Raw genomic sequence first — 13,162 nt, 5'->3', positions numbered from 1 at the left:
AGGACCGCGTTTGATGCCCTCTCGCATTCTTGTCGTCGATGACGACCCCAATATCCTGGACGTGACCGGGATCGCGGTTGAAAAAGCCGGTTATGAGACCCTGTTTGCCGCTGATGGCGTCACAGCGCTTCAAAGCAGCCAAACAGAAAACCCTGACCTGATAGTTCTGGACATTGGCTTGCCCGAGAAAGACGGATTGGAGGTTTGTCGTGAAATCCGCAAATCCTCGGACGTGCCGATCCTGTTTCTGACAGCGCGGGATGATGAGATTGACCGGATTGTCGGCCTGGAAATTGGTGCTGATGACTATCTGACCAAACCATTCTCGCCGCGGGAGCTTGTGGCGCGCATCCGGGCCATCCTGAAGCGCACTGGATCGTCCAGCCCGCCGACGGAACAGGGGCTGGTGCACGGTGATCTGGCGCTTGACCCTGACCGGCATCTCTGTCGGTTTGGCGCGACTGACGTGGCGTTGACCGGGTCGGAATTCAGATTGCTGGCGACGTTGATGGCCCGTCCCGATCATGTTCTGTCACGCGCGCAATTGGTGGACGCGCTTTATGGCTACAACATCCATGTTTCGGATCGGACCATCGACAGTCATATCCGCAACATCCGGGCCAAGTTGGCAGCTGTCGGATGCGCCGAGGGGATCGTGACGGTGCATGGTGTCGGCCTCAGGATGGGTCCATGCACCTCCGGTTAGTGCGCAGATGGCGCCCCCGCCTTTGGACCGTGGTTCTGCTGGTGCTGGCAATAGTCCTGTGTTTACCGTTTGCCGGGTTGATCCTGTTCCGGTTCTACGACAGTCAGCTGGTACAACAAACCGAGGAAAGCCTGCTGTCCCAAGCGGCGGTGATGTCTGCCACCTTTGCCGAGCTTTATGCCGAGCAAACAGGGTCGCAAACGTCCGACACGGGGCCAGGCGCAAGCTATGACCCGGTCTTCCCGTCGCTGTCGGTCAATCGAGAGACGATCCTGCCGCCGCGCCCGGATGCGACGCAGGTTTCTGCGTCATCCGGACGGGTATATCAGGCGATCGCTGCGCCACTGACCCGTATCTCTGACGCGGCACAGGCGCGCACGCTGGTCGGGTATCGGTTTCTGGACACCGATGGCAATGTTTTTGCCGGTACCGCCGAGATCGACAAGGGACTGGGCCATGTGGCTGAGGTGCAGCTTGCCCTGTCTGGCGAAACGGCCTCGGTCGCGCGGACACGACTGCGCGAGGACCGGCCCCCTGCCCTTTATACTCTGAGCCGCGGCGCGCGTGTGCGGGTGTTTGTTGCCATGCCGGTATTCAACGGCGAAACGCTGATTGGTGCTGTCTATCTCAGCCGGACACCGAACCATATTTTCCGTTTCCTCTATGGTGAGCGGTTCAATCTGATCAAGGCGGCGGCCTTTGTCGCGCTGTCGACCGCGCTGATCGGCTATGTTTTCTGGCGCTTCATCACGCAGCCCATTCGGCTGTTGATTCAGCGCAGCCAATCCGCCGGGTATGGAGGCCAACCGTGGGAGCCGCCCGATCAACTGGGCACGCGCGAATTGGAGGATCTGAGCCGCAGCTTTCAGTCCCTGACCGAGCGTCTGCAAAGCAAGCAGGATGCGCTGAAAACCTATACGGCCCATGTGACCCATGAGCTGAAATCGCCGCTGACTGCGCTGAAAGGCGCGGCTGAGCTGTTGCGCGACGACGGTTTGCCCAAATCCCAAAAGCACAGGCTCTTGGATGCTGTGGACAAAAGCAGCACGCGGATGGAGGATTTGCTGTCAAACATGCGCGCCTTCAGCCTGGCCGATCAGAGCGCCCTGACCGGAACCTGTTGTCTGGAAGATATCGCCGCCGAGTTGAGGCAGGCCTTTCCGCAACTGACGCTGGAGATTGAAAACAACATCCAGCCTCTGCCGGTCGATAAAAGCACCCTGTCGATCATGCTGACCCACCTGTTGCAGAACGCGCATCAACATGGCGCAGGCCGTGTGCGCCTGAGTATCAATCAGGCGGGTCTTAGAATCGAGGATGATGGTCCGGGGATCAGCGAGGGGAATGTCGAGAAGGTGCTGCAACCCTTTTTCACAACGCGCCGGAACAGTGGCGGCACCGGCATGGGCCTGAATATCGTCAAAGCCACCGCCGAGGCGGTTGAGGCAGAGTTGAGCGTGGGTCCAAGCCAGGAAGGGGCCTGTTTCCTGATCACATTCGATCAGAAATCTGCCTGAAAGTGACAGAGGCATTCGGGCGCATTCGCCATCAGCGCATGACAAACGGGTCCGGGATCGGGTCGTCGCTGGTGCGCAGCCAGACGGATTTGATCTTGGTATAATCCAGCGCCGCTTGCAGGCCGCCCTCGCGCCCATGACCGGACAGGCCGTGGCCTCCGAACGGGGCGATGGGGCTGACGGCACGATAGGTATTGACCCAGACGATGCCCGAACGAATGGCGCGGATCATGCGATGCGCACGTGTCAGGTTCTGCGTGAACAGGCCCGAGGCCAGGCCGAACTGTGTATCGTTGGCAATGTTGATGGCTTCGGCCTCGGTCTCGAACGAAACAACCGACAAGACCGGGCCGAAGAATTCGTTTGTCAGGCTATCGGCGTCCGGCACGTCCGAACAATCCAGAATAGTGGGTGGAAAATAGAACCCATCCCGGTCAATCGGGTGCCCTCCAGTGATCAGCATGGCCCCCTTTGCGATTGAGCGCTGGATCAGGTCGACCGCGTGATCGCGCTGGCGCAGGGTGCAAAGCGGGCCAATCTCTGTGCTCATGTCATCGGGCGCGCCGATCACGACCGCTTCGGCTTTGGCCTTGAGCCGCGACAGGAATTCGTCCTTGATCGAGGCCTGCACCACCAGCCGCGAACCGGCAACACAGCTCTGCCCTGTTGCCGCGAAAATCCCCGAAACCTGCGCGTTTACGGCGCTTTCGATATCGGCATCTTCGAACACGATGAACGGTGATTTTCCACCCAGCTCCAGAGAGGTCGAGGCCAGGTTTTCAGCCGAGTTTCGCACGATATGGCGCGCGGTCTCCGGCCCGCCGGTAAAGGCAACATGCGCCACTTTCGGATGGCCGGTCAGGGTGGCGCCGACGACCGGCCCGCCGGTGATGACGTTCAGCACGCCTTTCGGAAAGCCCGCCTGATCGAAGATGCGGGCAAATTCCAGCATCGGGGCTGGCCCCTCTTCCGAGGCTTTAAGAACAACCGTGCAGCCTGCCGCCAAGGCAGGGCCGATCTTGACCGCCGACAGGAACAGTTGCGAATTCCAGGGCACCACAGCCGCCACCACGCCGATGGGTTCGCGGCGCAGCCAGACCTCCATATCCGGTTTGTCGATGGGCAGATGCGCCCCTTCGATCTTGTCGGCCAGTCCGGCGTAGTAGCGATAGTAATCGGCGACATAGGCAATCTGGGCCGAGGTTTCGCGAATAATCTTGCCGGTATCGCGAGTCTCCAGTTCGGCCAGACGCGAGGCGTTTTCTGCGATCAGATCAGCCAGCCGATACAGCAATTTACCCCGAGCAGTGGCTGTTATCCCCGCCCAGTCAGGTGCGCAAAACGCACGATCTGCGGCTTCGACAGCCTGATTGACATCTTCCGCTCTGGCCTCGGGCATTTTTGCCCAAACCGCGCCGGTTGCCGGGTCCAGACTGTCAAACTGTGCCGCACCGTCCGATAATGCGCCATCAATATACTGTTGAAACCGCTGCATTTTTCGGCACCTCTTTATTGAAACGTCGGCATGACGTCTTTGATAAACCGCTCAAGCGAGGCTTTCTTGCGCTCGAACGGCATGCTGGAATCGATCCAGAACGAGTATTCGTCATACCCCAACGCCTGATAATTGCGCAGACGGTCAATAACACTGTCAACCGTGCCGATGACCAGATCGCGCTCGATGTTTTCAGGGGAATAAAACGGATGCGCTGCGATCTCTTCCTCGGTCAGCGGATCGATCAGGCCTTGTGTAATCTCGCGCTTGTTCATGAACCAGGCACCGAAATAGTTGTAAAACCGGTTCAACTCGATCGCCGCCTGTTTCACATCCGCCTCATCGCTGGCCACATAGGTGTGCATCAGCAGCATGATACGCGGGCGCGGAATGTCGGGGAATTTGGCGCAGGCGTCGTTGAATTTGGACATCAGGCTTGTGACCTCTTCATCGCCGTTCCACAGCGGGGTCACCTGCACATTGCAGCCATTTGACACTGCGAACTCGTGGCTGTTTGGATCCCGCGCCGCAACCCAGATCGGGGGTCCATCCTGTTGCACCGGTTGCGGGGCTGAGGTTGTTTTGGGGAATTCAAAAAACTCGCCTTTATGTGCGTAATCCCCTTGCCACAGGTTCTGAACAGCGGGGATCAGCTCGCGCATCCGCTGCCCGGCTTCCCAGGCATCCATACCGGGCATCAGCCGTTCATATTCAAAGCTGTACGCCCCACGCGCGATACCCAGATCCAGACGCCCATCCGTGATGATGTCCGTCATTGCCGCTTCACCCGCCAGTCGGATCGGATGCCAGAACGGGGCGATGATCGTACCCGTACCAAGCCGCACGTTTTTGGTATGGCGCGCCACATCGACCAGATTCAGGAACGGGTTCGGCGCGATGGTGAAATTCATCCCGTGATGTTCACCGGTCCAGACCGCGTGCATGCCACCGTCATCAGCGATTTTGCACAGCTGGATGAACTCATCATAAAGCTGCTTCTGGTCCTGATCTTCCGAGATCCGTTCCATATGCGCAAAGAGCGAGAATTTCATGCGCCTTTACCTCCTGCCGGACAGCGGCTTGACCTCACCGCTGACCTCGTTGCCGTAATACACCCCAAAGTTCCCGAGCTGACTTTCCGCCGCAAACCGCTCCAACATCGTACAGAGTGCAGGGTCGGAGACATCCATCAGCGTTGTAGCGGTGATTTCGGTGAAAATACCGTTTGCCGGGTCGCCGCTGTCTGCCTGACACAAGAACGAGATATGTTGCTGTTTGCGCGCTTCATCCTGAAAAACCGAGTAAATGAACCCGGGCTCGGCGTGGATGCCGCTTTCCCGGATCAGCTGCGCGAGTGCAGCATTTGCACCGCCCGCCACATCATCGGTTTTGGGAATGGTCAGGTGACCGTTGCCATCATCCTGCAACAGGATTTTGCCATCCCTCTCGATCAAGGCGGAAACCACCATGTCAGACCGTTTGCTGAGTGCCCGCGCCTCGGCCGCTGGTGTGACATAGGCGCCGCGCGCATAACCCAGACCCGGCGCGATATCCTGATCAAATGCTTTGACCTGACCGATCAGGATCAGGTGATCCCCAGCATCAATGGTCTTGTGCATCGCGCAGTCAAACCAGGCAGAGACGCTGTCCAAAATGGGTGAGCCATGGGGGCCCGGTTGCCAGTCAACGGTTGCAAACCGATCCTCGACTGGGCGGGCAAAGGTGTTAGACACTTCAATCTGCGCCTCCGACAGGATGTTGATGGCAAATCGCCTGGTCGCGGCGAAGGTTTCGTAGTTGCTGGAGGTGTTGGCCACGCAAACCAGAACCAAAGGCGGATTCAGCGAGACCGAAGTGAACGAGTTCGCGGTGAAGCCCAACGGTTCCCCAGCATCGTCATGGGTGGTGACAACAGTCACCCCTGTCATGAAACTGCCAAAGGCGTTGCGTAGCGCGCGCGGGTCATCGAGTGTGCTTGGGTTAAATTCAATCATGTCAGCACGTCCTGTTCAGTTGGCATATGCAACCAGTCGGTCAGGGCTGCGTTGACCTCATCCGGTGCCGTGAGGTTTACCATATGCCTGTGGTTTTTGATGATCACGGCGCGGCCATTGGGGGCCGCACTGGCCATCGCATGCGACATTGCGGGGGTGGAGTTCGGGTCGCTCTCACCGGTCAAAGCCAGCAGAGGGCATGTGATCTTGTCAAACCGTTCCGCATAAAGCGCATCGCCACGGGCAAACGCATCGTAGGCTGTTGCGTAGCCGGCGATATCCACCTCCGACAGCCACCCTGCCACATCCTTTCGGGCCTGTTTTTCCATGGGGGTATCCCCAAACCAGCGTTGCAAGGGTGTTTCCAGATCGAACGATCCAGCCCTGATCTGTTCAGCCCGTGCGACGACTGAATCACTGGCCGCTGTGTCGCGACAGAATACGCCGTTCAGCAGTGCAACGCGCGCAACGCGATCGGGGTGGCAAACTGCAAAACCGCCTGCAATCAGGGCACCCATCGAGTGACCGGTCAGGTTCACCTGCTTTAGCTCAAGCGCATCGACAACGGCGCGCAGCCAACCAACAAAGACCGGAAGCTCCGAGCCTGCGGGGATCGGGTCGCTGCCCCCGTGTCCCGGCATATCCAGAGCGACCACATGGTGCGTCTTCGACAGCGCTTGGATCTGCGGGGTCCAGGCCGCCGACTGCATGCCAACCCCGTGGATCAGCACGACGGGTGCGCGAACCCGCGCATGGGTCTGTCCCGCCTCGCGGTATGAGACCTGCCCGAAGGGTTCAGACAGCTGCAGGGTTGTCGACGTCATGACCCAGTTCCTTCAGATCCTGATACCGGTCGCCAATGCGGTGATGCGGACGGCCCCCGATGGAGGCCCCTAATGCGATCATGATCTCATCAGGTGCGGGGGCATCCGCCACCTGCAGTTGAATGGTCAGATAGTGACTACGCCGCCCGCCATCGTTCTTGTCCATCAGCGGGATTTGCATCGCCGCATTGGCCGGACCGCGTGTGTTGGTGAACGCCAGATAGGATTTCGCGCCTACGGCCTCGCGGTAGAAATTGCCAAACCGCAGCGTGTGGATCAGGGCCGAGCCGTGCTCGACCTCGCCATTCACACCAACGATGGCGGCTTTGCCATAGCCTTCGACTTTGTCGCCACCGCCAGCAGCCTCCAGCACCATGTCGGTCAGCATCTTGCCTAGACCCGGCGCGCAATCGTGGATTTCGGGCTTTAGGTCGTCAACAAAACCGCGCCCGGCCCAGGGGTTTCTGATGACTGCAACGGCAGCAATCATCTTAAGCGGTGTTTCCGCCACCTTCCCCCCTTCGATCAGGGTGTTCTCAACATGCAGCAGGGTTTTGCGGATTTCGGCGGGCATTTGGCAGGTCCTTGCGATTCGATACAGAAGAAGATGGTATACCATCATACAAATTGTCAATCATACCTTGTGCAGAAATCACCAAACCGCTACTGCTTTGGCTATGGCAGCATCGAAACTGACGAAGATAGATCACCCTCCGGCCACCTTGCGCGACATGGTGCAGGAGAGGATGCGCGAGGCGATCATCGAAGGTGCGTTCGAGCCCGGCGAGCGGCTGGTGGAACGTCCGCTTTGTGACCAATTGGGCGTCAGCCGGACGGTGGTTCGCGAGACCATCCGATATCTCGAAGCGGAAGGTCTGGTAGAGATTCTGCCGGGACGCGGACCGATCGTCGCGATCATGACCTGGGAGGATGCGCGCCAAATCTATGATATCCGCCGCATGCTGGAAACCGCAGCCGCCGAGAACTGCGCACGCAACATGACCCCGGATCGTGAAAAGGCACTAAGGCATGCTCTGGACCGCCTTAGACGCGGGTTCAAGGGCAAAACCTCTGGCGCCGTGTTTCGCGCCACGGCGGATTTTTATTCCGAGATTTTTGACGGCGCGGGGCATCATATCGCCTGGGATATCGTCCAGCGCCTGAATGGGCGGATCAGCCGCCTACGCATGATGACCCTGTCGTCTAAAGACCGAGATCAGCCCGGTATCGCGCATATGGAACAGATTTGCGAGGCCATCATCTCGGGCAATCCTGCCGCCGCCCGCAAGGCGGTCGAGCGGCATCTGGATGACACCACGAGAATCGCGGAACGGCTTTTCGCGTCAGGTCCATGATCCACAGCCATTGGTTTGGATGATTGGTGCGGCACGCTTCTGGTCAGATATCCAGCGTATGCTCTTTCTCCCAGCGAGAGAAATGGCTGACGAATGAGGTCCATTCCTGATGTTTCATCTTCAGGTATGCTGCAGAAAACTCTTCGCCCATCGCGGTTTTCAAATCGGCGTCCCTGTCATACTCGCGCAGAGCATCCAGCATGTTCAGTGGCAATCTTGGTGCGTTCTCGACTGTGTGACCTTCGGCATACATGTCGATGTCATAGCGCGGTCCCGGATCGGCTTTGGAGCGAAGACCTGATAAGCCTGCCGCTATGATGACCGCCTGCAGCAGATAGGGATTGGTGGCACCGTCAGCGAGGCGCAGTTCGAACCGGCCCGGACCGGGCACCCGGACCATGTGGGTGCGGTTGTTGCCGGTCCAGGTCACGGTATTGGGGGCCCAGGTCGCGCCCGACATGGTGCGTGGGGCGTTGATGCGTTTGTACGAATTCACCGTCGGGTTGGTGATCGCCGCCAGAGCGCTGGCGTGCTTCATGATACCGCCGAGGAAGTGCTTGCCTTTCTCGCTGAGGCCAACCTCTCCCGTCGGACCGTCGCCCTCACCCGCAAACACGTTGGTTTTCGAACCTGCCCCCGGCGCGTCCCAGACCGAGATATGAGCATGGCAGCCATTACCGGTCAGCCCTTCGATAGGCTTGGGCATGAAGGTGGCGCGGAAGCCGTGCTTTTCTGCCACAGATTTGGTCATGAACTTGAAGAAAGAATGCTTGTCGGCTGTGCGCAGAACGTCATCAAATTCCCAGTTCATCTCGAACTGGCCATTGGCGTCCTCGTGGTCGTTCTGGTACGGGCCCCAACCGAGGTCGAGCATGTAGTCGCAGATCTCGCGCACCACGTCATAGCGGCGCATGACAGCTTGCTGATCGTAACAGGGTTTTTCGGCCGTATCGAACGGGTCACTGATTTGTTCGCCATCGGGGGTCAGCAGGAAGAACTCGGCCTCGATGCCGGTTTTGACATGCATACCTTCGGCGGCGGCCTCATTGATCAAGCGGCGCAGCACGTTGCGCGGGGCTTGGGCCACGTCCTCACCCTCCATCACGCAATTGCCTGCAACCCAGGCAACCTCGGGCTTCCAAGGCAGCTGGATCACCGAGGACGGGTCGGGCACGGCCAGCATGTCGGGATGCGCCGGGGTCATGTCGAGATAAGTGGCAAAGCCGGCAAAACCTGCGCCTTCCTCCTGCATGTCGGCAATGGCCTGTGCCGGAACCAGTTTGGCCCGCTGCCCACCGAACAGATCGGTGAATGAAATCATGAAGTATTTGACGCCTTTTTCTGCGGCGAAAGCAGCCAGATCTGTCGTCATGGTCGGCTTTCCTTTCCCTGTTGGATCAAAAGAAGAAAGGCGCCGCCCGTTGGGGCCGCGCCTTGGTGTTTGTTCAATCAGAACCCGGCCTTTCCGGGGTACCAGTCGGTGCCCGCCAGCGGCACCTTTGCCATGGCCGCTGCCTCCATCGTCAGGGCGCAGAGGTCCTCGGGCTCCAGATTATGCAGGCTGTTATGGCCACAGGCGCGGGCAATGGTCTGCGCCTCAAGGGTCATGACGTTCAGATAATTGCGCAGCCGTCGCCCAGCCTCGACGGGGTCCAGCCGCGCGGAGAGGTCCGGGTCCTGAGTGGTGATGCCTGCCGGGTCCTGCCCTTCATGCCAGTCATCATAGGCCCCGGTGGTAGTGCCGAGCTTCTGATACTCGGCCTCCCATTTGGGATCGTTGTCGCCCAAAGCGATCAGGGCCGCTGTGCCAATGGCCACCGCATCAGCGCCCAGAGCCATCGCCTTGGCCACATCGGCCCCGGTGCGGATCCCGCCCGAGATCACCAGCTGGACCTCGCGATGCACACCCAGATCCTGCAGCGCCTGCACGGCGGGGCGGATACAGGCCAGCGTCGGGATGCCAACATGTTCGATGAACACGTCCTGCGTGGCCGCCGTGCCGCCCTGCATCCCATCCATGACCACAACATCCGCCCCGGCCTTCACCGCCAAAGCGGTGTCATAATAGGGCCGGGTTGCGCCGACCTTGACATAGATCGGCACCTGCCATCCGGTGATTTCGCGCAGTTCAAGGATTTTGATCTCCAGATCATCCGGCCCAGTCCAGTCCGGGTGACGACAGGCCGAGCGTTGGTCGATCCCCTTGGGGAGCGTGCGCATCTCGGCGACGCGGTCGCTGATCTTCTGACCCAATAGCATGCCGCCGCCGCCGGGCTTGGCACCTTGCCCGACCACGATCTCAATGGCGTCCGCCTTGCGCAGATCGTTGGGATTCATGCCGTAGCGCGAGGGCAGATACTGATAGACCAGCTTTGACGAATGCCCGCGTTCTTCGGGCGTCATACCGCCATCCCCGGTGGTGGTGGAGGTGCCTGCCATTGACGCACCACGGCCCAAAGCCTCTTTCGCGGGGCCGGAGAGCGCTCCAAAGCTCATCCCTGCAATGGTAACGGGAATGTCCAGTTGAATGGGGGTCTTGGCAAAGCGCGCGCCCAAAGTGACCGAGGTATCACAGCGCTCGCGATAGCCTTCCAACGGGTAACGGCTGACCGATGCGCCCAGAAACAGCAAATCGTCGAAATGCGGCACCTTGCGTTTGGCTCCACCGCCGCGAATGTCATAGATACCGGTGGCTGCTGCGCGTCGGATTTCGGCATTGACCTCATTGGAGAATGTCGCCGACTGGATCGGCATGGTACGCGGGATGTTTTGATCCGAGTCTTTCATTCCGATCTCCTTAATAGGCGTTGTCGAGGTCAAAGTTATAGAGCTTGCGACCCGAGCCATAGCGCCTGAACTCTTCGGGCTTGGCGACACTGCCTGCGCGGTCCAGCAAATCCTTCAGAATCTCCAGATGTTCAGGACGCATCTCTTTCTCGACGCAGTCCGCGCCCAGGCTTTTGACCGAGCCACGAACGAACAGCCTTGCTTCATAGAGTGAATCGCCAAGCGCATCGCCCGCATCACCACAAACCACGAGGTTCCCCGCCTGCGCCATGAAGGCCGACATATGGCCGATATTGCCATGCACCACGATGTCGATGCCCTTCATCGAGATCCCGCAGCGTGAGCTCGCGTTGCCCTTGATCACCAGCAGCCCGCCATGCCCGGTTGCGCCCGCATATTGGCTGGCATCGCCGTCAATGATCACGGTGCCTGACATCATATTCTCAGCGACGCCCGGCCCTACAGAGCCCTCGACCAAAATGGTCGCCTGCTGGTTCATGCCCGCGCAATAATATCCTGTGGACCCTTTGACCGTGACCTCAATCGGGGCATCCAGACCCACCGCAATAGCGTGGCTGCCCTTGGGGTTCTGCACCTCCCAGCTGGTCTGGTTGGTCTCAGTGCTTTGTGCCTGCAAGGCCGCGTTCAAGCCGCGCAGACCGCTTTCTTCGACATCATAGACCTGCATGCTAGTGGCTCCAGAAATAGACGGTTGCGGGTTCGGGTTCCCAGACCTTGGCGGCTTGGATGCCCGGCAAGTTTACCAGCGCACGATATTCGCTGCCAAAGGCCACGTATTGATCGGTCTCGGCCATCACTGCAGGTTTGCACGCGATCGGATCGCGGACGACACCAAACCCGTCCTTGGTTCCAACAACAAAGGTGAAGAACCCATCGAGGTCGTCCAGACTGCTTTCCAGCGCCTCCCCCAGGGTCGCCCCGTTTTGCATGCGCCAAGTCAAATAGGCCGCGCCAACCTCGGTATCGTTCATCGATTCGACCCGCACGCCTTCACGCTTCAGCTTTCGGCGTAACGCGTTGTGGTTGGACAGTGAGCCGTTATGAACAAGGCACTGATCTGCGCCCGTGTTGAACGGATGGGCCCCTTCCGTGGTGACGGCGGATTCGGTGGCCATACGCGTATGCCCGATACCGTGGCTGCCGCCCATTGTTGCAAGCCCGAAGCGATCCGCGACATCCTGAGGCAACCCAACCTCTTTATAGATCTCAATCGCTTCGCCATCCGACATGACGCGCAGGCCCGGGCGCAGCGCGCGCACCGCATGACGGGCCCGCTCGACCTTAGCGCTATCCAGGTCCAGAACCGCATGAGTGTCATTCGCCCGTAACGAGATGTCGGCGCCGATTGCGGTGCCAAGTTCGTCGGCCAGGGTTGGGAAATCCTGATTAGGTACATCCGACTGAACCGTCAACTTTGCGCGCCCATTGGCCTCGGCTCCGTATATTGCGATACCGGCGCTGTCCGGGCCGCGGTCGGTCATTGTGACCAGCATATCCGTCAGCATTGCCCCCAGCTCAGGTTCCAGCGTTTTGTCCTTGAGAAACAGACCGACAATTCCGCACATCCGCTTGATCCCTTGAAATTCTGTCGAACGGACGCTAGCAGTGCGCCTCGTCAAAAGCAACATTGAGAAACTAATTTTCCTGATAGGAAAAACTGGACTGCTGAAATTTCAGGCGCTTTAACGCAATCGCCGAAAATTGAAGACCGGATTTAGCCGGTTTGAGGGTATGAGATGATCGACAGATATTTAGCGGGTAGTTTCACCAGAACCTCCGGCCCATGAGGTGCATCGGCATCAAAGAACAACGTATCGCCGGGTTTGAGTGGGTAGATTTCATCGCCATGGCGATAGTCGACCTCTCCTTCCAGCATGTACAGCATCTCGATCCCGTCATGCTGAAAGGTTGGGAAGCGGTCTGATTCCTCGGTCAGCGTGATCAGATAGGGTTCAACCACGACACCGCTGGAATTGGCGCCCAGATGGCCCAGCAGGTTATACTGATGCCCAGCCCGCGTTCCGGCGCGCTCGGTCTCGGCCCCCTCGCCTGCTTTAGTGTGTACGGCGTTTCTGGTTTCCTCATAGCGGCGAAAGAACGAGGTAATCGGGGCACTCAGCGCATCTGCCAGTGCTTGCAATGTGGTCAGAGAAGGCGACGTTGCCCCGTTTTCAATCTTCGACAGCATACTGATCGACAAGCCTGTCAGGGCAGATAACTCGGATATCGTAGTTCCCTGTTGCAATCGAAGTGCTTTGATTTCGCGGCCAATCGCGGTTTCAAGGTTCTTTTCACCGCTGTCGCGCAACCGGTGCGGATTCTGCGAAAGGGTCGCGTTGTCTTCGCTTGTCTTAGCCAAAGTTATTCCCGCTCCATTGATGTCATTTGTTAGTCACGCCCAACCATGTCACATAGTGGTCTACCTTGGGTAGATGGTCTTGAGGGGAATATTTTTTGCATCTA

Annotated in this window: 13 protein-coding genes; 3 read left to right on the top strand and 10 right to left on the bottom strand. The window is 58.9% G+C overall.

All coding sequences use genetic code 11. The annotated features are described in order from the left end of the window. The first annotated feature begins 13 nt into the window (after positions 1-13). Both ACR0JX_RS15590 and ACR0JX_RS15585 read left to right on the top strand, forming a co-directional pair. Positions 14-706 (top strand): response regulator transcription factor, encoded by a 693-nt coding sequence (locus ACR0JX_RS15590; RefSeq protein ID WP_480544705.1) that lies wholly within the window; start codon positions 14-16, stop codon positions 704-706. Continuing rightward, the gene (locus tag ACR0JX_RS15585; protein WP_480544704.1) at positions 691-2,223 is read left to right on the top strand and encodes a sensor histidine kinase; all 1,533 of its coding nucleotides are present in this window, start codon (positions 691-693) and stop codon (positions 2,221-2,223) included. The genes ACR0JX_RS15590 and ACR0JX_RS15585 overlap by 16 nt, the downstream gene beginning before the upstream one ends. Before the next feature lie 31 nt (positions 2,224-2,254). Here ACR0JX_RS15585 and ACR0JX_RS15580 read toward each other — a convergent pair whose 3' ends face one another. Genes ACR0JX_RS15580 through ACR0JX_RS15560 form a run of 5 tightly spaced genes read right to left on the bottom strand, consistent with a single transcriptional unit; the run spans position 2,255 to position 7,110 of the window. Continuing rightward, positions 2,255-3,718: an aldehyde dehydrogenase gene (locus ACR0JX_RS15580; RefSeq protein ID WP_480544703.1), complete on the bottom strand. Its 1,464-nt coding sequence runs from the start codon at positions 3,716-3,718 to the stop codon at positions 2,255-2,257. Between the two features lie 14 nt (positions 3,719-3,732). Beyond that, the gene (locus ACR0JX_RS15575; RefSeq protein ID WP_480544702.1) at positions 3,733-4,770 is read right to left on the bottom strand and encodes an LLM class flavin-dependent oxidoreductase; all 1,038 of its coding nucleotides are present in this window, start codon (positions 4,768-4,770) and stop codon (positions 3,733-3,735) included. Positions 4,771-4,776: 6 nt separating this feature from the next. Beyond that, positions 4,777-5,712, bottom strand: a complete 936-nt coding sequence (locus tag ACR0JX_RS15570) for a flavin reductase (RefSeq protein WP_480544701.1) — start codon at positions 5,710-5,712, stop codon at positions 4,777-4,779. After that, the gene (locus ACR0JX_RS15565) at positions 5,709-6,536 is read right to left on the bottom strand and encodes an alpha/beta fold hydrolase (RefSeq protein ID WP_480544700.1); all 828 of its coding nucleotides are present in this window, start codon (positions 6,534-6,536) and stop codon (positions 5,709-5,711) included. The genes ACR0JX_RS15570 and ACR0JX_RS15565 overlap by 4 nt, the downstream gene beginning before the upstream one ends. Beyond that, entirely contained in the window at positions 6,508-7,110 is a 603-nt protein-coding gene (locus ACR0JX_RS15560) for an amino acid synthesis family protein (RefSeq protein ID WP_480544699.1), read from the bottom strand. The genes ACR0JX_RS15565 and ACR0JX_RS15560 overlap by 29 nt, the downstream gene beginning before the upstream one ends. A 103-nt stretch (positions 7,111-7,213) precedes the next feature. Here ACR0JX_RS15560 and ACR0JX_RS15555 point away from each other — a divergent pair, with 103 nt between their 5' ends. Beyond that, positions 7,214-7,891, top strand: a complete 678-nt coding sequence (locus ACR0JX_RS15555; RefSeq protein ID WP_480544698.1) for a GntR family transcriptional regulator — start codon at positions 7,214-7,216, stop codon at positions 7,889-7,891. 43 nt (positions 7,892-7,934) lie between these two features. On the opposite strand, the gene glnT is transcribed toward ACR0JX_RS15555, so the two are convergent. The 5 genes from glnT to ACR0JX_RS15530 all read right to left on the bottom strand — a co-directional run bounded on the left by glnT (position 7,935) and on the right by ACR0JX_RS15530 (position 13,058). Beyond that, positions 7,935-9,263: a type III glutamate--ammonia ligase gene (gene glnT, locus ACR0JX_RS15550; protein ID WP_480544697.1), complete on the bottom strand. Its 1,329-nt coding sequence runs from the start codon at positions 9,261-9,263 to the stop codon at positions 7,935-7,937. A 77-nt stretch (positions 9,264-9,340) separates the two neighbouring features. Beyond that, positions 9,341-10,678: an FMN-binding glutamate synthase family protein gene (locus ACR0JX_RS15545; protein WP_480544696.1), complete on the bottom strand. Its 1,338-nt coding sequence runs from the start codon at positions 10,676-10,678 to the stop codon at positions 9,341-9,343. 10 nt (positions 10,679-10,688) lie between these two features. Next, entirely contained in the window at positions 10,689-11,366 is a 678-nt protein-coding gene (locus ACR0JX_RS15540) for a protein GlxC (protein WP_480544695.1), read from the bottom strand. 1 nt (position 11,367) lies between these two features. Continuing rightward, positions 11,368-12,264: a class II glutamine amidotransferase gene (locus tag ACR0JX_RS15535; protein ID WP_480544694.1), complete on the bottom strand. Its 897-nt coding sequence runs from the start codon at positions 12,262-12,264 to the stop codon at positions 11,368-11,370. Between the two features lie 149 nt (positions 12,265-12,413). Next, positions 12,414-13,058: a helix-turn-helix domain-containing protein gene (locus ACR0JX_RS15530; RefSeq protein WP_480544693.1), complete on the bottom strand. Its 645-nt coding sequence runs from the start codon at positions 13,056-13,058 to the stop codon at positions 12,414-12,416. Between the last annotated feature and the right edge of the window lie 104 nt (positions 13,059-13,162).

It is taken from the genome of Ruegeria sp. AH7, from assembly GCF_056541325.1.
The sequence above is the reverse complement of the archived record's forward strand: the minus strand, read 5'-3'. Positions and strand labels throughout refer to the sequence as shown.